This window comes from Pseudoalteromonas sp. S3776 (assembly GCF_005886915.1).
Classification (GTDB): Bacteria; Pseudomonadota; Gammaproteobacteria; order Enterobacterales; family Alteromonadaceae; genus Pseudoalteromonas.
The window spans coordinates 24,679-47,915 of sequence record NZ_PNCU01000025.1 but is presented as its reverse complement, the minus strand read 5'-3'; the positions used below and the strand labels follow the sequence as shown (position 1 = coordinate 47,915).

Sequence of the window (23,237 nt, the reverse complement as noted above, 5' to 3'; positions counted from 1 at the left end):
GGAGAGGATTATGTTTGATCCAGAGATACTAATTGCACCCTTTATCTTGTTCATGATTTTTGTTGCGCCACTGTGGTTAATTTTACATTACCGGAGCAAAAAGCAAGTGAGCCAAGGGTTAAGTGAGCATGAACATCGCCAGTTATTGGAACTTGCCCACAAGGCCGAAAAAATGGCTGATAGAGTAGAAACCCTTGAAGCATTACTCGATCAAGAGTCACCACAATGGAGACGCAAAGTATGAGTGCCAAACGCGAATTATTAAGAGACCCACAGCGCGGTAAAATCGCCGGTGTATGTGCGGGATTAAGTGACTACTTTAATATGGAGTTATGGTTAGTTCGCATTATTTTTGTTAGTGCGGTACTGCTAACGGGTGGCCCATTATTTGTGGTAGCGTATATTGCAGCGTGGTTTATTTTAGATAAAAAAGACCCCACAACTATACATACAAGTAGCTCAACTAAAACTGACGATCCGCTAGAGGTTAAATTTAAAGTTTGGCAAAAAGGCGAGCCACCGCGCCGCGCTTTGCAAGACTTAAAAGAGCGTTTAGCGCGAATAGACACGCGCCTTCAAGATATGGAGCGCCATGTTACTTCAAGCGAATTTACGGTTAGCCGTGAAATCAACAAACTTTAAAGGATTTAATAGCACTTTGTTCGGTGATTAACAGCATCAATGAAGTGCTAGCCCATTATGAGTAGCACTTCATTTGCAAAAAAAACCTTTAAAAGCATTAAAGGTTCAGCCCAAAAAGCCCTTCATCGTAGTTTAGATCAACACGTAAAATTGGCCGTAACCGGCCTAAGTGGTAGTGGTAAAACCGCGTTTATTACTGCACTTGTTAAGCACCTTACAACACAAAGTGATGATAAAAACCTACCGTTTTTTGATGTAATGCGAGAGCACCGCCACATAGCCACTAAAGTGGTACCGCAAGAGGCATTAAAAGTGCCTACGTTTGACTATCCGCGGGCGCTTAATGCCTTACTCCCAAGTGATGGGGAGCCTACATGGCCTGCATCAACCGAGCGTATTAACACCCTGCGTTTGGCCATTAAATACCAAAGTGCCTCAGGGTTACGTGGACATTTTTCGCCGCAATCTACGCTGTATTTAGATATTATTGACTACCCAGGTGAATGGCTACTTGATTTACCCATGCTTGAGCAAAGCTATAGCCAGTGGTGCGAGCAACAATACCCGCTGTTACTACATTACCCGCGTGTAAACGCCTCTACTGAATTTATAAACGCGCTTGAACAGCTTGATTTAAATGCCCCTGTAGATGAAAGCTTACTTGCACGCATTGCAGCGCTTTATCAAAGTATGCTGGTAGGGCTTAAAAAAGATACTAAGCTTGCCATGTTACAACCTGGGCGAATGCTTATGCCCGGCGACTTACAAGGTGCGCCGCTGTTATTGTTTTTTCCAGTAAATGCACAGCATAAAAAAAGTGATGAGGTAGTGCCTGGCTCTAACTTAGCGCATTTAATTAAGCGCTTTAACGCCTATGTAAAAGAAGTGGTTAAGCCATTTTATAATGAGCACTTTAAACACTTTGACCGCCAAATTGTGTTGGTAGACGTACTGAGTGCTTTAAACGAAGGCCACGAAACACTCCAAGAACAAAGTAGTGTTATAAACCAATTACTTGCTCACTTTAATTACGGCGAGTCGGGTTTTTTTAAGCGCTTATTTAAACCCAACATAGATAAAATACTCTTTGCAGCTAATAAGTCAGATCATATCAGTGCTAAGCATCATAAAGACTTAGCACTGCTGCTGGATTCACTCGTGCATGAGCAAAGTAATCACTTAAAGTTTGACGGTGTACAAATAGAAACCATGGCTATGTCGTCAATTGCTGCAACGCAGCCGCGCCAAGTGGCCGATAAAGGCCAAACGTTAGATTGTATTTATGGCAAACCACTTAACGAGCAAGACTGGCTTACTTATTTACCTCCACAGCCACCAAAGCGCATGCTTAATAAAAATGAGTGGCCAGCGCAGGGCTTTGAGTTTTTATCGTTTGCACCTATGCCAAACCCCGATAAGCAACTTAAACATATTCGCCTTGATCATGTGATGCAGTATCTGTTAGGAGACAAATTATCATGAACGACACACAGCAAACATTTCAGGCGGGTAGGCGAATTGATACCCAAGCTGATGAGCAGGTTGAGGCAACGCTTGCCCCTGCAAAAATAATTACTCAAGGTCAAAGTGATTACATTGAAGAGCCTGAAGAAGAACTTCTTGATGAAGAAATAGACCTAGAGCCGGTATATAAAAAATCTAAGTGGCAAACGCTTAAAGGGGTGTTTGCTATAAGCTTTTTAGTGTTAGTGCTACTTGAGTTTGCATATTCGTTAGTATTTGCATTTCAGCAATCGGTAATTTTAGGCGGCGTTTATTTAACAGCCGTGGTAAGTGGTGTGCTATTAATTGGGCGCATGCTCTGGCGCGAATACAGAATGCTGCGCAGTTTAAAGCGCAATCAGTTACACCGCCATGAAGCCGATAGGCTTTTAAATAGTGAGCAAGTAGGCGGCGCATTACCTTGGCTTGAAAAGCTAAACAAGCACCAACAGCTCGACAACTTCGAGGCGTTTAAAAACCAAGTAGCTACCCATCATAGCGATAAAGAAATAATGACCCTTTACGCCAATAGCTTACTTATAACCCAAGACACGCAAGCTAAAAAGCTGATAAACCGCTTTGCGACAGAGTCAGCCTTGCTTGTTGCCCTAAGCCCGCTTGCGCTGGTGGACATGATGGCGGTGCTTTGGCGCGGTACTAAGTTAATTGAGCAAATTGGTAAAATTTATGGCATTGGTTTTGGTTACGCAAGCCGCATTAAGCTCTACCGTATGCTAATAAAACAAGTGATGTTTGTAGGTAGTGCTGAGCTTGTATCTGATTTAGCAGCCACAGCGTTAAGTGCTGAGCTTTTAGGCAAGCTTTCGGGGCGTGCTGCACAAGGTGTAAGCGCTGGTATTTTTACAGCGCGTATTGGTTACAAAGCAATGGAGCTTAGCCGCCCACTGCCAAGGCTTGAAAATAAACGCAGCTTGTTAAAAGGCACAGTGCAAAGTATCGCCAGTAAAATTATGAACCGAAAAAAGGGCGAGCCAACGCGATAGGGTCTGTTGAACTTTTAAGGTTAAACTTGCAGCAGTCTGTTTGGTATTTAGGTAAGGCAGAGCCTATGTAGTGTGGTTATTTCCCATAATTGGGCGATAACGTAGCATGTATGCCAAACAGGCGCTGCCCAAAGGGTTCTTCCTAGGGGCTATTTACTCTTTGTTGCTCGGTTTTTACTTATTCTTACATGGATGTAAGTCATTAGAATAACGCAGGAGCAGTTATCGAGCCCACTAGGTTACAAACCTCGCGCCGCGATTAAATAGCCCCTAGTTTGAACAAGTTTTAACCCGCAAAGATCAACAGACCCTAAAACAGCGTGGCAATATTTGTGTACAAAACCGCGCTGAGCGGTTTTTGCACAAATAGCCGTCTGAGCATCCGGCATGCTTGTGATTTAAACTGCGGTGCGTTTTATTTATGTAATTGACACACATAATAAAAACGAGATCCCACAATGAGCAAGCATCATATTAATACCCAATGTATTCATGGCCCACAAAAAGCAAACGATCCGCACGGCGCACTCACGTCACCTTTGTATCAAACCTCTACCTTTCATTTTGAAAACGCCGCACAAGGCGCTGCTCGTTTTGCAGGCGAAGAGCCAGGTTATATTTACACCCGCTTAGGTAACCCAACCACCACCGAACTTGAGCAAAAAGTAGCACAGTTAGAAGGCTGCGAAGCTGCAGCGGCAACGGCTACAGGTATGGGCGCTGTTTCGGCATCGGTATTAAGCTTTTTATCGCAGGGCGATCACCTTGTTGCATCAAGTGCGTTGTACGGTTGTACATTCGCGTTTTTTGCACATATGTTGCCGCGCTGGGGAATAGAAGTCACGTTTGTTGATATGACCTGCGAAGACGAACTCCGCGCTGCCATTAAACCTAATTCAAAAATGATATTTGTAGAAACGCCAATTAATCCCACTATGGCGGTTATTGATTTGGCACTGATTGGCGCAGTTGCAAAAGAGCACAATTTAATAAGTGTGGTCGACAACACCTTTTTAACACCATTACTGCAATCACCTAAGCAGTACGGTATAGATATTATTATGCATAGCGCCACCAAATATTTAAACGGCCATGGTGATGTAGTAGCCGGGCTTGTGTGCGGAACGCAAGAGCACATTACCTTAATAAAAATGACAGTACTTAAAGATATTGGTGCCACCATAAGCCCGCACGACGCTTGGCTAATAAACCGCGGCTTAAAAACCTTAGCCATACGCATGGAGCGTCACTGCCAAAGCGCGCAAACGGTTGCCGAATATTTAGAGGCGCATCCACAGGTTAATATTGTTTATTACCCCGGGCTTAAATCGCATCCTGGTAACAAATACATAGGCAATCAAATGAAAGCTGCAGGTGGCGTTATTGCATTTGAAATTAAAGGCACCCTTGCTCAGGGAGCGCAGTTTATTGATAGCATGAAGCTTTGCACGCTTGCTGTAAGTTTAGGTGATGCTGAAACGCTTATTCAACACCCTGCATCAATGACTCACTCGCCTTATACACCCGAGGAGCGAGCAGCCGCAGGCATAAGTGATGGCTTAATAAGGCTCTCAGTAGGGCTTGAAGATGTTAACGACATTATTAGTGATTTAAACCAAGCTTTTACTAAAATTGGTTAAGTGTATTTAATTGTATACGGTACATTTGGCTTTTAAGGCCTTTATAAATGGAGGTGTTTACTATTCGTTCCTTTGCTGTAATTTTAAATTTACAGTTTAGGTGATCGTGCCAAATGTCGATATACGCTTAACTATTAAACTTTTCTTCACTTTTGCATAGTATGGCTGCATTAGATATTCACTCATCTTGAGTATCACACTGACACACATTTAGGGCTTAACCCCAAGAAGGTTATTATGGCTAAAGCAAGTAAGTACACCTCTAAAACACCTGATGAAAATGGTGTTATACATTGGAGCGAAGAAGAAAATAAAATTTGGTCTGAGCTTGTAGCACGCCAACTTGCGTGCATAGAAGGCAAAGCGTGCGATGAATATATGGAGGGGCTTAAAAAAATAAACCTACCTCTGGATCGTATACCGCAGTTAAGCGAGCTTAACGAAGTGCTTCTTGCCTCTACTGGTTGGCAAGTAGCGCCTGTGCCTGCGCTTATCGATTTTGATGAGTTTTTTAGGTTGTTGGCAAACAAACAATTTCCGGTAGCCACGTTTATTCGTAGCCGTGAAGAGTTTGACTACCTTCAAGAGCCAGATATTTTCCATGAAATATTTGGCCACTGCGCCATGTTAACCAACCCTGACTTTGCCGAATTCACACACAAATATGGCCAATTAGGGTACGCAGCGCAGAAAAAAGATCGCGTGTACCTTGCGCGTATGTATTGGTTTACGGTTGAGTTTGGTTTAATGCAAACCGAAAACGGCCTACGCATTTATGGCGGCGGTATTTTATCAAGCCCGGGTGAAACGCAATACGTGTATTCAGATACACCAGAGATAACGCCCATGAGCGTCATTGATGTGCTGCGTACGCCGTACCGTATTGATATTATGCAACCACAGTACTACACCATTAACTCGATTCATGATCTGTTTGATATATCGCAAATGGACATTATGTCTTTGGTTGAGCAAGCTAAAGCGCTTGGTTTGCACGACCCAAAATTTCCACCAAAAGAAAAATTAGCCAGTTAACTTTAATTTAAAAAGAAACGCTAAAGTAAGGATTTAAAATGTCTTCATTAAGTGAACAAAAATGCGAAGCTTGCCACGTAGATGCACCAAAAGTATCTGACGAAGAGCTTGCACAATTAATTACTAAAATCCCAGACTGGGTACCCGAGGTACGCGACGGCATCATGCAGCTAGAGCGTGTTTATAAGTTTAAAAACTTTAAGCAAGCTATGGCGTTTACTAACAAAGTAGGCGATATGGCAGAAGATGAAGGCCATCACCCAGGTTTATTAACCGAGTGGGGCAAAGTAACGGTTACATGGTGGAGCCATTCAATTAAAGGCCTACACAAAAACGACTTTATTTGCGCAGCTAAAACAGACGACGTATTTAACGCGCTGTAATTAAAAAATTAATTGAGCAGATTAAAAAGGCACTTATTTTTATAAGTGCTTTTTTATTGCAACAAAATTACGTAGTTAAATAAAGCGCTTATTTAAGGTTTTTCGCTATTTAACATGTCATCGTGTTCGGCCATATCCCACGGAAGTTCCCCTGGGCTATTACCTAAAAAGTGTAAGTAATTCTCAAATTGATCAAGAATGTCCTTCACAATATCATCTTCACTGTAGCCATATACATCGTAAGATAAGCCACCGCGGCGCAAGAAAACATCTGCCTTGTAATACATCTCGGTGTTATCACCATCAGGCTTTAGCTCTGTGTAGGCAAAGCTTGGCATTGAGTGCTCAGTGAGCCGGATATCATACACAAAATCAACATGATCATGGCGTAGTACTGTTAAATGGGCGCGGCCTAAGTCAGAATCAAAATCGACCTCTGCATGCCACTGGCGTGCTTTTAATTCTGCTTGGACTGCTTGCATTGCTTGTACCACCGCACTACTAATGAAAGTATGCACTTTTTCCTTATTAGGGTAATTAACCATAGCGGCTAATCGGCGCTTCCAATGTGATAGGTTAACATTGCGGCTATTGAGCGCATGTGCTTGTAAGCTCGTATCGCGGTGCCCTTCAATGGTAAGTGCGCGCCAAAGTCCTGCAGTTGCAATAAGCATAATAATAGCAAAGGGTAGGGCACTGGCTATGGTCATGGTTTGTAGCGCGCTAAGCCCACCCGCTACTAATAGAACAGCGGCTACGGCGCCCTCAAGCACAGCCCAAAACACTCGTTGCCATGCAGGCGTATCTATACTCCCGCCAGAGGCGAGGGAGTCAATAACTAACGAGCCCGAATCAGATGATGTAACAAAAAAGGTAATGATTAAAATAACCGTCAGTAGCGAAATAATAAACGATAAAGGTAGCACTTCAAATAATTGAAATAATGCAACGGCATGGTTTGCTTGAACATCGGTTATTAAAGTATTAAACCCTTCATTCATTATTAAATTTAGAGCGGTATCACCAAATACAGAAAACCATAAAAAGGTAAAAATAGTCGGAACTAGCATCACGCCAACTACAAATTGCCTAATGGTTCGTCCGCGGCTAATTTTAGCGATAAACATACCAACAAAGGGGGCCCACGCTATAGTCCAGCCAAATATAAATAGAGTCCAGTTACCAATCCAATCACTACGGCTATAGGCTTGTAAATTAAAAGTACGCTCAACAATACCACTGAGGTAGCTGCCGGTATTTTGTAAAAACGATTCAAGAATATGAATAGTCGGGCCAATAAAAAACACAAAGGCCATTAACGATAGGGCAAGTGCCATGTTTATTATAGATAAACGCTTCACACCTTTATCCATACCTGCCACTACAGAAAATGTTGCCGCTGCAGTAATAATAACAATAGCGGTAATTTGTACCGTGGTATTAATAGGGATGCTTGGCCATAAGTAGTGTAACCCTGCATTAATTTGAGTAACCGACAGCCCTAATGTTGTGGCAATACCAAATAGCGTGCCTAATATGGCAAACACATCAACAGTGTGCCCAATAGGACCATATATTTTATCACCAATAAGTGGATACAAGGCTGAGCGAATAGACAGCGGAAGACCATGGCGAAATGCAAAGTAAGCAAGCACTAAACCAACAATCCCATAGATTGCCCATATATGAAAACCCCAATGAAAAAACGCAATTTGCATAGCCTGCTTAGCGGCATCAACGGTTTCTGCGGCGCCGGCGGGCGGAGATGCGTAATGGAGTACGGGCTCTGCTACACCAAAATAAAGTAATGCGACTCCGTAACCGGCCGAAAATAGCATGGCAAACCATTCACCAAAGCTGTATTGCGGCTGTGCATGATCAGGGCCCAGCTTGATATTTCCCCAGCTGGAGGCGGCAACACAAACGATGAAAACTAAGAAGATGGCAACTGATAACATATAAAACCAGCCAAAGGTTTCTGTTATCCACTTGAGGGCGACACTGAATGCTTGCCCTGCCAGTTCAGGGTTGCTACTTGTACCAATGACCAAAAGCAGAATAATAAATACCGCGGGCAAAAATACCGGTAGCAAAATAGTTGAGCGTAAAGCAGTTTTTGTCATATTAATCCTTAATATTAATTGCTAACTTTCAAGTATGCTTTACTACCTTATTATATCTTTGGTGTGTTGGCTAATTCAGTCGTTTGTTTGTATGCGTATATTGCTTTGATTTAAGGTTGAGTTGAGCACAGAGAAACCCAACAGTTTAGTTATTTGAGAGATAAACTCTAATTTAAACAAAAAGCCCTAAACCCAAAGGGCTTAGAGCTTTTTATATACTTAACTTTAAAGTATCGTTGGGTTTCGTTTCACTCAACCCAACCTACGCTTACAGCTTCTTTTAATCATCAATTGAGCGTAGTAGGGCGTTGATGCCTACTTTTTCGCGTGTTTGTTGATCTACTTTTTTCACGATAATTGCAGCGTACAGGCTGTGGGTGCCATCTTTTGATGGGAGTGCGCCTGGTACTACTACTGCGCCTGCTGGGACGCGGCCGTAGTGAATTTCGCCAGTTTCACGGTCGTAAATACGGGTGCTTTGGCTGATGTAAACGCCCATTGAAATTACAGCGCCTTCTTCTACGACTACGCCTTCAACAATTTCAGAACGTGCGCCAATAAAACAGTTGTCTTCAATGATGGTTGGGTTAGCTTGTAGTGGCTCTAAAACGCCGCCTATGCCAACACCACCCGATAAATGTACGTTCTTACCAATTTGTGCACACGAGCCCACTGTGGCCCATGTATCAACCATGGTGCCTTCGTCTACAAATGCGCCAATGTTTACGTACGATGGCATAAGTACCACATTTTTACCTACAAAGCTGCCTTTGCGGGCTACCGCATTGGGTACTACGCGCATACCGCCTTGCTGAAACTGCTCCGGCGTATAGTCGCTAAATTTAAGCGGTACTTTGTCGTAAAACTGATTTACGCCGTCGTTCATTGGTTGGTTGTCGCGAATACGAAACGACAGTAAAACGGCTTTTTTAAGCCATTGGTGTACAACCCATTCGCCTGATATTTTTTCAGCAACGCGGGCAGCGCCGCTATCTAGTAGTTCTAGTGCATCGATAATAGCTTGTTTAACATCGCTAGACACGGTGCTTGGGCTAATGTTGTCGCGGTTGTCCCACGCGTTTTCTATCATCGTTTTTAAATCTGACATGGTGTGTCCTTATTCTGTTTCGGCGTTGAATTTTTTACGTAATGCCTGATGAATTTTGGCTTGCTCTTCATCAGTCAGCGCTTGGTATTCGTTATTTGATACGACAAAGAAATCCTCAGCACGTTCACCTACCGTTGTGATACGGGCAGCGTGAATGTGCAATAAATGCGCTTGGAAAACTTCGGCAATTTTGGTTAGTAAACCGGGTATATCTACAGCTTGAATTTCTATTAGGCTGCGATCTTTACGCGCGTGCGGGCGCAGTACAATTTTGGGTTTAATATTAAAGTCTTTAAATCGTTGCGAGCGATTCTTTTTAAAGCGTATTTTTTTACGTGGCTCGTTCAGTGCTTGCTCAAGCCCACGTTTAATTGACTGAGCACGGCTACTTGCAATAGGGTCGCCGCTCACTTCAAGTATTACAAAGTTAAATAGGGCGTAGCCATCTTTAGTTGTAAGCACCTGCGCGTGTTGTATTTGCGCCTTTTTAGAACCAATTACGCTAACTAAGCGAGCGAATAACGGCCCAGAGTAGGGGCTATAAGCAAACACTTGCGTGCCACCATGCATTGCTTTATCAGAAACAATGACACTGGGTAGGCTCAAGTCTGCGCATTTTAATAGGTGTTCACTTTGCCATGATATTTGCTGCTCGCTAAAGGCAGTAAAGTAATTGGCTTTAAAGCGGCTCCAAATTAAATCAATTTGGTTTTCTAGGTAGCCCAAATTAAGTAAGCGCTGTTTAGCTTGGTGTTTTTTATCGCGTATTTGGTCGCGTTGATCCATTGGGTTTTCAAGCCCTAGGCGCAATGCGCGCTGAGTATGCAGGTAGAGTTCGCGCAGTAACGTGTTTTTCCAATCATTCCATAAATTATCGTTGGTAGCGCGTATATCGGCAACGGTTAAACAATAGAGGTAGTCGAGCTGGCGCTCATTTTTTACCCGTGATGCAAAGTCTTTAATTACACCTGGGTCATTTATATCTTTACGTTGTGCTGTAACCGACATAAGTAAATGGTTACCAACGAGCCACGAAATAAGCTTGCCATCAGATGAGGGGAAACCATGCAATTTAGAAAAAGCAATAGCATCAACCGATCCAAGCTCTGAATGATCGCCCCCACGGCCTTTCGCAATATCATGAAAAATACCCGCTAAATAAAGCAGCTCGGGCTTATCCATACGGGTTACTATTTCACTACAAATAGGAAACTCGCTCACTTTAGATTTATCAAAATATTGGTAAATATTATTGATTAATTTATGGGTGTGCTCATCTACCGTGTAGGCATGAAATAAATCAAACTGCATTTGCCCAAATATATTACGCCACTGTGGTAAATAGGCGGCCAACATGCCGTGCTTGTGCATGAGCGTAAATGCGCGGCCCATGCCGTTTGGGTGTTTTACAATACGCATAAATGCTTCGCGACATGCCGCATAATCTTGTAAATCACCTAATAGGCGCCTGCGTACTTGCCTAATGGTACGAATAGTACTTGGGTAAATATGCGTAATTTCGGGATTGTCGGCAATATGCTCAAACAAAACAAACAGTTGATCGCGTCTAAAAAATACCGATGGGTTTTTAACCCTTATTTGGTGGCCAACACGTTCAAAGTCTTTGTCTAACTCAATTACTGGTGCTTCGCTGCTCTCTGGCATGATACTTTCTTCAAAGTAAGATAACAGCATTTGATTAAGCTCGCGTACGCGGCTCATTATTCTAAATAAGCGTTTCATCATACGCTCAACTGACGCTTTACCATCACTTCCAAACCCGAGTATTTCTGCGGCGTTGGGTTGGTGGTCAAACAGTAAGCGGTTTTCTGAGCGCCCAGCGGCTAAATGCAATGCAAAGCGAATATTCCAAAGGTTTTCTAGGCACTCTGAAAGCTCTTGAAACTCTTCATGCGTTAAGTAGCCGTGGTTAATGAGCTCTTGTAAGGTTTCGGCTCTAAAGTGCTTTTTAGCAACCCAAATAATGGTTTGCAAGTCGCGCAGTCCACCTGGGTTTTCTTTAATGTTTGGCTCTAGGTTATACGCTGTGCCATGGCATTTTTTATGACGTAAGTTTTGCTCTTGTACTTTGGCCACAAAAAATTCGCCGGAGCGCCAAACGGGGGTCTCGATAATATGTGTTTTGAGTTTTTCAAACTCAATGTGGTTACCAAAAATTAGGCGACTTTCAAGCAAGCTGGTGGCAAAGGTAACGTCTTCACGCTTTTGCTCTATGGCTTGTTCAATGGTACGCACACTATGGCCTATCTCAAGGTTGAGATCCCAAAGCATGGTAACAAACTGGCCTATTTTTTCGCAGATTTGCTCGCTAGGCGGTTGCGTAACGAGCAATAAAAAGTCAATGTCGGAGTAGGGGTGTAACTCGCCACGCCCGTAACCGCCCACAGCAATAAGGGCTAGATCAGGTTCATGAGCTAAATCGTAAACGTGAAACAGTTTAATTAGCAGGCGGTCTATAAACTCTGCCCGGGCATTAATTAAATTACCAACTGGTTGCTTAGAGAATTCGTTATGTAACCACTTATAAAAATAGCTAGAACAATCGCGATAATCGCTCAGCTGCTCAGCATCGCTAAGCAACTTTTTTACTTTGTTGGGTAATGCCACGTGGGCTGGCTCCTTATTGAACCTTTCACATATAACAAGCTGTACTTATCATATGCTGTGGTTTTGTTATTAGTGTTCGATAATCCTGTCGATAGTATCATCCGATCGCAGCGTTAAAATTTCAACACCATTTTCAGTCACTAATAAGGTATGTTCCCACTGTGCAGACAAACTACGGTCGCGTGTAACAACAGTCCACTCATCTTTTAAAAGTTTACACTGGCGCTTACCTGCGTTAACCATTGGCTCTATTGTTAAACACATACCCGCTTTAAGGGTTTCGCCAGTACCTGCTTTACCGTAGTGCATTACTTGTGGCTCTTCGTGGAATTCGCTACCTATACCGTGGCCGCAGTATTCACGTACAATAGAGTAATTAAAGCTCTCAGCGTATTTTTGGATTGCTTCACCAATATCGCCTAAACGCACACCAGGTTTTACCATTTTTATAGCAAGGTATAAGCTTTCTTGTGTTACTTGTGCAAGACGCTTACCTTGAATATTAGGTGTACCTACATGAAACATTTTAGAGGTATCGCCATGGTATCCATCTTTAATTACGGTGACATCAATGTTGACGCTATCGCCATCTTTTAACGGTTTGTCATTTGGAATGCCATGACAAATTACATGATTTACAGAGGTACATACCGACTTAGGAAAACCGTGGTAATTTAACGGCGCAGGGATAGCATCTTGCACATTTACAATATAATCATGACAAATTGTATTTAGCTCATCAGTAGTCACACCCGGCACTACATGTGGTTCAATCATTTCAAGTACGTCTGCCGCTAAACGCCCGGCTACACGCATTTTTTCAATTTCTTCAGGGGTCTTGATCACAGCGCTCATTGAGGCTCCAAAGTTGCATTTTTTAACATTTATCGTCGCACAAATTTTGCACGCGACGTTGAGTATTTAATTTTAATATGGTATAAAGCGCGCCGTCTTTTTACAAATAAATTCTTAAATGATTTTTTGTATTTAAGGCAAACACAATTTTATTTTAACACACACACGTATCGTCACATACACTTGGGTGCATTTGAAGTTTAAATACTTCGGTGTTGGTGCTATGGGATATGTGGAGGCCTAACCCTAAACTACATAGAGGATTTACAAAATGGCAAACGTTTCAATGCGCGATATGCTTCAAGCTGGTGTTCACTTTGGTCACCAAGCACGTTACTGGAACCCTAAGATGAAGCCTTTCATCTTCGGCGCACGTAACCGTGTACATATCATCAACCTTGAGCAAACAGTACCAATGTTCAACGACGCACTTAAGTTTTTATCAAGTGCTGCTGCAAACAAAGGTAAAGTTCTTTTCGTTGGTACTAAGCGCGCAGCAAGCGAAGCAGTTAAAGAAGCTGCTTTACAAAGCGACCAGTTCTTCGTTAACCACCGCTGGTTAGGTGGTATGTTAACTAACTGGAAAACAGTTCGTCAGTCAATCAAGCGTCTTAAAGACCTTGAAGCGCAAAGCCAAGACGGTACTTTCGAGAAGTTAACTAAGAAAGAAGCGTTAATGCTTACTCGCGAAATGGAAAAGCTTGAAAAGAGCCTTGGCGGTATCAAAAACATGGGTGGCCTTCCAGACGCTATCTTCGTTATCGATGCTGATCACGAGCACATTGCTATCCGTGAAGCTAACAACCTAGGTATTCCAGTTGTTGCAATCGTTGATACTAACTCTAACCCAGACGGTGTTGATTATATCGTACCTGGTAACGATGATGCTATCCGTGCAATCAACCTTTACACTAGCTCTGTTGCAGCTGCTATCACTGAAGGTCGTGAGAACAACATCGTTGCTCAAGCTGAGAAAGACGACTTTGTAGAAGCTGAGTAATTAGCTGTCATCAAGTCTTCATCTTTTTAAGGTGAAGACTTGCTATTCTTGTAGAGCGGTTTACCCGCTTATCTAATACCTGATTTGAGGATTTACTAATGGCTGTAACTACTGCCCTAGTTAAAGAATTACGCGAGCGTACTGGCGCTGGCATGATGGATTGTAAAAAAGCGTTAACTGAAACTGATGGCGACATCGAGTTAGCGATTGAAAACATGCGTAAGAGCGGTGCTGCAAAGGCTGCTAAAAAAGCAGGTAACATTGCTGCTGAAGGTACTATCATCATCAAGAAAAACGATGGTGTTGCAGTACTTGTAGAAGTTAACTGTCAAACTGACTTCGTAGCAAAAGACGAAAGCTTCTTAGCATTTGCTAACAAAGTTGCTGACGCTGCTATCGCTGAAACAATCACTATCGAAGACTTACAAGCTAAGTTTGAAGAAGACCGTGTTGAGCTAGTAACTAAGATTGGCGAAAACATCAACGTACGTCGCCTTCAGTACATCACGGGTGAAACACTTGTTGAATACCGTCACGGTGAGCGTATCGGTGTTGTTGTTGCAGGTGTTGCTGATGAAGAGACTCTTAAGCACATTGCAATGCACGTTGCTGCGTCAAACCCAGAGTACTTAACGCCTGAAGATGTACCTGCTGACGTTGTTGAAAAAGAAAAGCAAGTACAAATCGACATCGCGATGAACGAAGGTAAGCCTGCTGAAATCGCTGAAAAAATGGTTGTTGGCCGCATGAAGAAATTTACTGGTGAGGTTTCTCTTACTGGTCAAGCTTTCATCATGGAGCCTAAAAAATCTGTTGGCGAAATTCTTAAAGAGAAAAACGCAACAGTTACTAGCTTCGCACGTGTAGAAGTTGGTGAAGGTATCGAGAAGAAAGAAGAAGATTTTGCTGCTGAAGTTGCTGCTCAAATTGCAGCTGCTAAAGGCGAGTAAGATTAACTATTTGTGATGCATAAGGAAATTAGATGCCATTAAAGTACTATTTGCTTTTGCGTCACGCTTAGAAATTCTTTAAAATAACCGCGCTTTTATGTTTATCATAAGCGCGGTTATTTTTTACCCATAATTCAATAAAAAGTTGGCCCCAATACTATGACTATCAATCGTAAACCTATTTTTAGACGTGTTCTTCTTAAATTAAGTGGTGAAGCTTTAATGGGAGACGAAGGCTTCGGCATCGACCCTAAAGTATTAGATCGTATGGCTCAAGAGATTAAAGAGCTGGTAGAGCTTGACGTAGAAGTGGGTTTGGTTATCGGCGGTGGTAACTTTTTACGTGGTGGCTCGCTAGCTGAGGCTGGTATGAACCGCGTAGTGGGCGATCACATGGGTATGCTTGCAACGGTAATGAATGGCCTTGCAATGCGTGATGCGCTACACCGTGCATTTGTTAATTGTCGTTTAATGTCGGCAATTCCACTAAACGGCGTGTGTGACGCATATAACTGGGCCGAAGCAATTAGCTTATTGAAATCTGGCCGCGTTGTTATTTTTTCAGCAGGCACAGGTAACCCGTTCTTTACCACTGACTCTGCTGCGTGTTTACGCGGTATTGAAATTGAAGCCGACACGGTAATTAAAGCCACTAAGGTTGATGGCGTATTCAGTGATGATCCGGTTAAAAACCCAGATGCCACGCTTTATCGTCATTTAAGCTACAATGAAATCATTGATAAAGAACTAAAAGTAATGGATTTAGCGGCGTTTACACTCGCTCGCGATCATAATATGCCATTGAGCGTATTTAACATGAATAAATCAGGCGCGTTAAAACGCGTAATTATGGGTGAAGAAGAAGGCACGCTTATCTCTTCACAAGCCTCAGATGAAGTAATCAAATAATTAGGATTAAACCGTGATTAACGATATTCAAAAAGATGCGCAAGAGCGCATGCAAAAAAGTGTAGCAGCATTAGGTAGTCAATTATCAAAAATCCGTACGGGCCGTGCTCATCCGGCAATATTAGACGGTATCATGGTATCGTACTACGGCGCTGATACGCCACTTAACCAAGTGGCTAATGTAACAATTGAAGACTCTCGTACTCTAGCTATTGGCGTATTCGATAAGTCTTTAGCGCAAGCTGTAGAAAAAGCAATTATGGCGTCTGACTTAGGTTTAAACCCAATGTCTGCAGGTACGGTAATTCGTGTGCCACTTCCTCCGCTTACAGAAGAGCGTCGTAAAGATTTGATTAAAATTGTACGTGGCGAAGTAGAAAGCGGCCGTGTTGCTGTGCGTAACATTCGTCGTGATGCTAACGGCGATATTAAATCGTTATTAAAAGATAAAGAAATTTCTGAAGATGAAGCGCGTCAAGCAGAAGATACAATTCAAAAGCTTACAGATAAATTCATTAAAGAAATGGATACGCAATTAACTGCTAAAGAAGCTGAATTGATGGAAATCTAAGCAGCTAAATAACCTCAATGTAGGTTATGAAATATATTAGTTTTGAAACGCCGTCTAGGGTATACTAGGCGGCGTTTTTTTATGGAATACTCAATATTTATGGTTCTAGACGCTGACACAATTTCACAGCAATGCTTACCTAAACATGTTGCCATCATCATGGATGGTAACGGGCGTTGGGCACAAGCTAGAAATAGACCTCGTGTGTTCGGGCATAAAAAAGGCGTGGACGCAGTTCGTCAATCTGTTCAGTTTTGTACTAAATTAGGGATACAATCGTTAACCTTATTTGCTTTTAGTAGTGAAAACTGGCGCCGCCCCGAAGACGAAGTAAACACGTTAATGGAGCTTTTTTTGTTTGTTTTAACAAAGGAAGTCAAAAAGCTTCATAAAAATAATGTAAAACTGACCATTATTGGAGATTTATCACGATTCTCTGAAAGTTTACGTAGCAAAGTAAACGCTGCGCATGAGCTAACAGCAGATAACACCGGTTTGCATTTAAATGTAGCCGCTAATTATGGCGGTAGATGGGATATGGTAAATGCAGCAAAGCAACTTGCATTACAAATTGAAAACGGACAACTCAAGGCTGAGGATGTTACAGAAGAGCGCATAGCACAGCATATGAGCATGGCAGACCAAGCCGAGCCGGATTTATTAATTCGCACGGGTGGTGATGTTCGTATTAGTAACTTTTTACTATGGCAAGCTGCATACGCGGAACTTTACTTTACCGACACTCTTTGGCCTGATTTTAACGAAGCCGCATTTGCAGAGGCCATTGCGTGTTACGTTGCCAGAGAAAGACGTTTTGGTTGTACGGGCGAACAAATAAAACAATTACTCGCTCAAACCTAAAATAGAATAAGGGTCACAATTTTGTTAAAACAACGAATTTTAACCTCGGTTGTATTAGCGCCGTTAGCGCTAGCCTTGGTTTTTTATACTCCACTAACACTGTTTAGTTATTTCGCCGGTATTATTGTTTTACTTGGCGCGTGGGAGTGGTCTGCATTTATGGGCCTGTGTGGAAAATTAAAGCGCGGCGCATTTGTCGTGTTAGTCGCCGCCTTATTGGCGCTATTAAATTTACATTGGTCAATAGAGTCTTTGTGGCAAAACGGCCAGTTGGTTGGTGATGCTAATTACCTGTTTACGCTCTCGTTTGCATGGTGGATTGTGGCCAGTTATTTAATTTGGCGCTACCCAGCTATGGCTAAAGCATGGAACGAAGGCTTAGTAATGCGTGGTATTGCAGGGTTGCTTACCTTGGTTCCTCTTTGGCTAGCACTTAACACCTTACGCAGCGCCCAATACGCTGAATCAACGCATTTTGGCTCGGTACTGATTTTAGTTGTACTGGGTATTGTGTGGAGTGCCGATGTAGGGGCTTACTTTACAGGTAAAAGTTTTGGTAAGCACAAGTTAATGCCAAAGGTAAGCCCAAACAAAACCATCGAAGGCCTAGCCGGCGGTGTGGTTGCATCAATTATATTTGTTTTAGCATTTTGTCACTTTACCGGTGTGGACTTTTCTGTATGGCCTATTTATGCCTTAATGACCGCATTTATTGCTTTATTTTCGGCTGTTGGTGACTTGCTCGAAAGTATGTTTAAACGTGAAGCAGGCCTAAAAGACAGCGGCCGCTGTTTACCTGGGCATGGCGGTATTTTAGACAGAATCGACAGTTTAACTGCTGCAGCACCTATGTTTGTAATGTGTTATGCATGGACCTTGAGTTTATGAGCCAACAGCAACAACTTGTTATTTTAGGCGCCACAGGTTCAATCGGTTTAAGTACATTAGACGTAGTCGCAAGAAATAAAACGTTATTTAACGTATTTGCTTTAACAGCAGGCAACAATGCTAAAAAAATGGCTGAACTGTGTATTGAGCATGAGCCGTTATATGCAGTTATGGCTACACAAAGCGCTGCAGAGCAACTATCGTCTTATTTAAATAATACGCCGTGCCAAACCTTAGTAATGCATTCACAGCAGGCTATGAGCGATTTATGTGCGCACCCCGATGTAGATACCGTTATGTCGGCTATTGTGGGCGCTGCCGGTTTACTGCCTACACTAAGTGCTGTTGAGGCCGGTAAAAAAGTACTCCTGGCCAACAAAGAATCGTTGGTTATGTCAGGACAATTGTTTATTGATAAGGTAAAACAGCACAAAGCCACATTGTTACCCATTGATAGCGAGCACAACGCTATTTTTCAGTGCTTACCTCACTCACTTCAAAACGCAAATGCTGATCAAAATTTACAAGAAAATGGCGTAAGCAAACTTTTACTTACCGGCTCCGGTGGTCCATTTTTAACGCGCGATATAAACACCTTAAAAGATGTAACAGTTAGCGAAGCCGTCGCGCATCCAAATTGGTCTATGGGGCAAAAAATATCGGTAGATTCAGCTACCATGATGAACAAAGGGCTTGAATTTATTGAAGCTAAATGGCTATTTAATTGTGACACCCGCGATATTGATGTGGTGATCCACCCGCAAAGTATTATTCATTCTATGGTGCAATACCACGATGGCTCTATTTTAGCGCAAATGGGTAACCCTGATATGCGCACGCCTATAGCCCATGCGCTTGCTTATCCTGAGCGGATAGATGCTGGGGTGAAGCCACTAAACTTTTCGGATCTTTGTGATTTTTCGTTTACTAAGCCCGACTTCGACCGTTATCCAAATTTACAACTCGCTATTAATGCGTGCAGTGCCGGGCAAGGTGCAACTACCACCGTTAACGCGGCAAACGAAATTGCTGTTGCGGCATTTTTAAAAGGTCAAATTGGCTTTACTGACATTTATAAAATTAATGCACAAACACTCGACGATGCGACATTTACGAACGTACAAAGTTTGGAAGACATTTTAGAGTGTGACAAATTAGCCCGTGAACGTGCGGCGCAGCTAGTAACAAAAGTGATTCATTAATATGTTAGATTTTTTTTGGAACCTTGGCTCGTTTATTTTAGCGTTAGGTATTTTAGTTGCTATTCATGAGTATGGACACTTCTGGGTTGCCCGTAAGATGGGCGTTAAAGTACTGCGCTTTTCAATCGGCTTTGGTAAACCACTTATAAAATGGCACGATAAGTATAATACAGAATATGTAATAGCTGCTATCCCACTGGGTGGCTACGTTAAAATGCTTGATGAGCGTGTTGATGAAGTACCTCAAAGTGAGCGTCATTTATCATTTAACGCTAAATCTGTTCAGGCGCGTATAGCGATTGTTGCCGCCGGGCCGTTGGCAAACTTTTTATTCGCCATTGTAGCACTTGCTACTATGTATATGGTGGGCGTACAGTCGGTAAAACCTGTGGTAGGTAGCATTACCGAAGGAAGCCGTGCAGAGCAAGCGGGCATTATGCCCTCAGAGCAAATCATTAAAATTGGCGGTGATGATATTACTACTTGGCAAGATGCAACGTTTGCACTTATGTCGAGCTTAGGTGAACAAAGCGTGCCCGTTGTTGTGCGTAATCAGAACTACCAAGAGCAAACAAAAATACTCAACGTCGAAGGTTGGAAGCTTGATAAACAAGATGTGCCACCACTGAGTTCGTTAGGTATTGTCCCCTTTAGACCCCAAGCCACATTAACGATTGCGGCTATTACTAAAAACTCTGCTGCCGAAGTGGCAAATTTACAAGTTAACGATACGATTATCGCCGTAAATGGTGAAACAATAAGCGATTGGCAGCAATTAGTTAATCTTATTACGCAATCGGCTAACAAATCTTTACAATTTAGTGTAAAAAGACAAGATAGTATAAATAGCGTAATAGTAACGCCTAAATCGCGTATTAATGAACAAGGTGTTGAGCAAGGGTTTTTAGGCGTTGCGCCGGTTGTTCAGCCTTGGCCTGAGGGCTATGTTGAGACCCGAAGCTTTGGTCCGCTTGATAGTATTGCTCGTGGTACTCAAGAGACTTGGCGCCTTATAACGCTTAGCTTTGACATGATTGGTAATTTAATTACAGGTCAGGTTTCGGTTAAAAATTTAAGTGGTCCTGTGGGCATTGCAGTTGGGGCAGGAACTAGCGTAAGCTACGGACTAGTTGCCTTTTTAAGCTTTTTAGCGCTAATTAGCGTTAACTTAGGTGTATTTAATTTATTGCCTCTGCCAGTGCTTGATGGTGGACACTTAATGTATTACATAATTGAACTTTTCCGTAAAAAGCCGGTCTCTGAAAAGACACAAGAATTTGGTTTTAAAGTGGGCGCCTTGCTGCTCATATTTTTAACATGTTTCGCTTTGTTCAATGATGTATCGCGTTTGTAGTTACAGCGTGACAATTACTAATTAGAACACGATTGTAAGCATCACTAACTATTAGTTTTGATGTTAAGCGGTAATACAGTTGTAAAGGATAAAGATAATAAAATGGCTATAAAAAAACATTTGGCAGTTTCAAGTTTATTGGGTGCAAGCTTTGCAGCCCTAGGCCAAAACTCCTTTATTGTTGAAGATTTAAAAATTGAAGGCTTGCAACGTGTAGCACTTGGTGCAGCACTTACGCATGTTCCTATCAATGTGGGCGATAACGTTGATGACTATACGATTTCAAAAACAATAAAGTCACTTTATCGTTCAGGTCACTTTGACAACATCAAAGCGTTACGCGATGGTAATAACGTTATTTTCAAAGTTACTGAGCGTCCTACTATTAGCTTTATTGAGTTTGAAGGCAATAAAGATATAAAAGATGAGCAGCTTAACGAATCACTCGATCAGCAAGATATTCGCCAAGGTGAACCACTTGATAAAACTGTTATCGATAATATCGAAAAGGGCTTAGTTGAGTTTTTCCACAGTATTGGTAAATACAACGCCACCGTTGATATTAGCGTAACTAAGCTGCCACGTAACCGTGTAAAGCTTAAGCTAGAATTTGACGAAGGCGAAGCCGCCTCTATTCGTCAAATCAACTTAGTAGGTAACGAATTATTCTCTAACGAAGAGCTTTTAAAGCTTGCTGAATCGCAACAAGATTTACCATGGTGGCAGTTTATGGGTAGCGACCGTTACCAAAAACAAACCATTGAAGGCGATTTAGAAAAAATCCGTAGTTTTTATCTGGACCGTGGTTACTTACGTTTTAATATTGATTCAACGCAAGTATCAGTAAGCCCTGAGCGAGAGTCAGTGTATGTAACGGCTAACTTAACTGAAGGTGTTAAGTATACGGTTAAAGGTTTTGACTTTATCGGTGATTTACTTGGCCGAGAAGAGCTAATCAAAAGCGTTATTCCACTTCGCGCCGGTGAGCTGTATAACGGCTCTGTAGTTACTTCATCTGAAGAATTTATAAAAAGCTATTTAGCGCGCTTTGGTTATGCCAATGCCGAAGTTCGTACAATTCCAGAAATTGACGATGAAAAACAAGAAGTGCAACTTACGCTGTCGGTAAATCCGGGTAAACGTGTATACGTTCGCCGTATTATTGTGGGTGGTAACCAAAATACCGCTGATGAAGTAGTTCGCCGCGAAATGACACAACTTGAAGGTGCATGGTTATCCAATCAAAACCTTGAGCGCTCAAAACTGCAAATCCAACGTTTACCGTACATGGAAACTGTTGATTTTAACGTAGTACCAGTACCGGGTGTGGATGACCAAGTTGATGTAGACTTTACGGTAAAAGAGCAATCGGCAGGTAGCTTTAATGCGGGCTTAGCATATGGTTCATATGCAGGTTTGCAGTTTAATATTGGTGTCACCGAATCTAACTTTTTAGGCACGGGTAACCAAATTGGCTTAAATCTAAATACCTCGACAGGTTCTGAAAGCATTAGCTTGTCGTACACTGACCCTTACTTTACGCCAGATGGCGTATCGCAAGGCAGCAGTATTTTCTACAACAACTACGATGCCAGTAAATTTAGTTTAGTAGATTATAAGTCAACAAGTTATGGTATTGGTACCAACATTGGCTTCCCAATTGATGCGGTAAACCGTGTTAACTTTGGTGTACGTTGGATTCAAGAAGAACTATCAGAAATTGCTGAGTACGAGCAAACACGTGTACTTCGCGAAACCTTCTTAGATGAAGAAAACCCAGATGCTGGCTTTGACTTTACTAAATATGAGCTAAGCGTTGGTTGGTCGCGTATTACCGTTAACCGTGGTTTATTCCCAACAGCGGGTTCGCGCCAAACATTAAATTTAACAGCCACAACGCCTAATTCAGATCTTCAGTACTTTAAACTGAACTATGATTCGCGTTTTTACTGGCCTATTTCTAATGACCACCGTTGGGTGTTCTCAACACGTGCAGCGCTTGGTTACGGTAATGGCTATGGGTCGACTAATGGCTATGAGCAAACACTGCCGTTCCAAGAGTACTTCCGTATAACTGAAATGGAACTACGTGGCTTTGACCGTAATACAATATTACCTCGTGCTGTATCGCGTATTCCTTTATCAATTCCAGGTACTCCAAATGCTGATGGGACTACAACCGGTAGTATTGGTGGCTCAGAAGAGTTTGATATTTTAGTACCACAAGGGCGTATCGGTGGTAATGCAAAAGCGGTTGCAGGTATGGAGCTAATTGTACCTACGCCGTTCTTAGATGAAGAAAACACCAGCTCTGTACGTACCAGTTTCTTTGTAGATGCTGCTAACGTGTGGGATACTGAATTTAACGTTGACCGTTTCCAAAACTTAGCGCCAGATGAGCGTGCTAAGTTAGACGATTACTCTGATCCTATGCGCTTTAGGGTATCGACCGGTTTATCTTTACAATGGATCTCTCCAATGGGTCCAATGCTGATTAGTTTTGCGTATCCATTGCAAAAAGAAGAAGATGACGATACAAAGACCATCAGCTTTAATATTAGTAACACTTTCTAAAGGAGTT

Annotated in this window: 20 protein-coding genes; 16 read left to right on the top strand and 4 right to left on the bottom strand. The window is 42.3% G+C overall.

Annotated features, from left to right (window positions below):
- Positions 1 to 10: 10 nt before the first annotated feature.
- From pspB to CWC16_RS11375, 7 genes are all read left to right on the top strand, one after another.
- A complete protein-coding gene (pspB, locus tag CWC16_RS11405; RefSeq protein WP_004586907.1) occupies positions 11 to 244 on the top strand; it encodes an envelope stress response membrane protein PspB in 234 nt (77 codons plus the stop codon).
- A complete protein-coding gene (gene pspC, locus CWC16_RS11400; RefSeq protein ID WP_138541630.1) occupies positions 241 to 642 on the top strand; it encodes an envelope stress response membrane protein PspC in 402 nt (133 codons plus the stop codon). Before pspB ends, pspC begins: the two co-directional genes overlap by 4 nt.
- 57 nt (positions 643 to 699) lie before the next feature.
- Positions 700 to 2,124, top strand: coding sequence for a YcjX family GTP-binding protein (locus tag CWC16_RS11395; RefSeq protein WP_138541629.1), 1,425 nt, complete (start codon positions 700 to 702; stop codon positions 2,122 to 2,124).
- Positions 2,121 to 3,149, top strand: a complete 1,029-nt coding sequence (locus CWC16_RS11390; RefSeq protein WP_138541628.1) for a TIGR01620 family protein — start codon at positions 2,121 to 2,123, stop codon at positions 3,147 to 3,149. The genes CWC16_RS11395 and CWC16_RS11390 overlap by 4 nt, the downstream gene beginning before the upstream one ends.
- A 458-nt stretch (positions 3,150 to 3,607) precedes the next feature.
- On the top strand, positions 3,608 to 4,789 hold the full coding sequence (gene megL / locus CWC16_RS11385; protein ID WP_055019465.1) for a methionine gamma-lyase: 1,182 nt from the start codon (positions 3,608 to 3,610) through the stop codon (positions 4,787 to 4,789).
- Positions 4,790 to 5,026: 237 nt separating this feature from the next.
- Positions 5,027 to 5,824, top strand: coding sequence for a phenylalanine 4-monooxygenase (phhA, locus tag CWC16_RS11380; protein ID WP_055016174.1), 798 nt, complete (start codon positions 5,027 to 5,029; stop codon positions 5,822 to 5,824).
- Between the two features lie 38 nt (positions 5,825 to 5,862).
- Positions 5,863 to 6,207, top strand: a complete 345-nt coding sequence (locus CWC16_RS11375) for a 4a-hydroxytetrahydrobiopterin dehydratase (RefSeq protein ID WP_055016173.1) — start codon at positions 5,863 to 5,865, stop codon at positions 6,205 to 6,207.
- Positions 6,208 to 6,299: 92 nt separating this feature from the next.
- On the opposite strand, the gene CWC16_RS11370 is transcribed toward CWC16_RS11375, so the two are convergent.
- The 4 genes from CWC16_RS11370 to map form a co-directional block, all read right to left on the bottom strand.
- Positions 6,300 to 8,330 (bottom strand): BCCT family transporter, encoded by a 2,031-nt coding sequence (locus tag CWC16_RS11370; RefSeq protein ID WP_138541627.1) that lies wholly within the window; start codon positions 8,328 to 8,330, stop codon positions 6,300 to 6,302.
- 280 nt (positions 8,331 to 8,610) lie between these two features.
- Complete coding sequence (gene dapD / locus CWC16_RS11365; RefSeq protein ID WP_055016171.1) at positions 8,611 to 9,438, bottom strand: 2,3,4,5-tetrahydropyridine-2,6-dicarboxylate N-succinyltransferase; 828 nt, start codon at positions 9,436 to 9,438, stop codon at positions 8,611 to 8,613.
- A 9-nt stretch (positions 9,439 to 9,447) separates the two neighbouring features.
- Positions 9,448 to 12,066 (bottom strand): [protein-PII] uridylyltransferase, encoded by a 2,619-nt coding sequence (gene glnD, locus CWC16_RS11360; protein WP_055016170.1) that lies wholly within the window; start codon positions 12,064 to 12,066, stop codon positions 9,448 to 9,450.
- 69 nt (positions 12,067 to 12,135) lie between these two features.
- Positions 12,136 to 12,954 carry a type I methionyl aminopeptidase gene (gene map, locus CWC16_RS11355; RefSeq protein ID WP_268795581.1) on the bottom strand — a complete coding sequence of 273 codons (819 nt, stop codon included), beginning with the start codon at positions 12,952 to 12,954 and terminating at the stop codon, positions 12,136 to 12,138.
- A gap of 238 nt (positions 12,955 to 13,192) precedes the next feature.
- Here map and rpsB point away from each other — a divergent pair, with 238 nt between their 5' ends.
- The 9 genes from rpsB (at position 13,193) to bamA (ending at position 23,230) form a co-directional block, all read left to right on the top strand.
- Positions 13,193 to 13,921, top strand: coding sequence for a 30S ribosomal protein S2 (gene rpsB, locus CWC16_RS11350; protein ID WP_004586918.1), 729 nt, complete (start codon positions 13,193 to 13,195; stop codon positions 13,919 to 13,921).
- A gap of 98 nt (positions 13,922 to 14,019) precedes the next feature.
- Positions 14,020 to 14,871 (top strand): translation elongation factor Ts, encoded by an 852-nt coding sequence (tsf, locus tag CWC16_RS11345; protein ID WP_055016169.1) that lies wholly within the window; start codon positions 14,020 to 14,022, stop codon positions 14,869 to 14,871.
- Between the two features lie 159 nt (positions 14,872 to 15,030).
- Positions 15,031 to 15,780, top strand: a complete 750-nt coding sequence (pyrH, locus tag CWC16_RS11340; protein ID WP_055016168.1) for a UMP kinase — start codon at positions 15,031 to 15,033, stop codon at positions 15,778 to 15,780.
- Between the two features lie 13 nt (positions 15,781 to 15,793).
- Complete coding sequence (frr, locus tag CWC16_RS11335; protein ID WP_055016167.1) at positions 15,794 to 16,351, top strand: ribosome recycling factor; 558 nt, start codon at positions 15,794 to 15,796, stop codon at positions 16,349 to 16,351.
- Positions 16,352 to 16,432: 81 nt separating this feature from the next.
- Positions 16,433 to 17,212 (top strand): undecaprenyl pyrophosphate synthase, encoded by a 780-nt coding sequence (uppS, locus tag CWC16_RS11330; protein WP_138541626.1) that lies wholly within the window; start codon positions 16,433 to 16,435, stop codon positions 17,210 to 17,212.
- A gap of 21 nt (positions 17,213 to 17,233) precedes the next feature.
- Positions 17,234 to 18,100, top strand: a complete 867-nt coding sequence (locus CWC16_RS11325) for a phosphatidate cytidylyltransferase (protein WP_138541625.1) — start codon at positions 17,234 to 17,236, stop codon at positions 18,098 to 18,100.
- Entirely contained in the window at positions 18,097 to 19,302 is a 1,206-nt protein-coding gene (gene ispC / locus CWC16_RS11320) for a 1-deoxy-D-xylulose-5-phosphate reductoisomerase (RefSeq protein ID WP_138541624.1), read from the top strand. Before CWC16_RS11325 ends, ispC begins: the two co-directional genes overlap by 4 nt.
- A gap of 1 nt (position 19,303) precedes the next feature.
- Positions 19,304 to 20,656: a sigma E protease regulator RseP gene (gene rseP, locus CWC16_RS11315; protein WP_055016163.1), complete on the top strand. Its 1,353-nt coding sequence runs from the start codon at positions 19,304 to 19,306 to the stop codon at positions 20,654 to 20,656.
- Between the two features lie 102 nt (positions 20,657 to 20,758).
- Positions 20,759 to 23,230: an outer membrane protein assembly factor BamA gene (gene bamA / locus CWC16_RS11310; protein WP_055018260.1), complete on the top strand. Its 2,472-nt coding sequence runs from the start codon at positions 20,759 to 20,761 to the stop codon at positions 23,228 to 23,230.
- Positions 23,231 to 23,237: the final 7 nt, after the last annotated feature.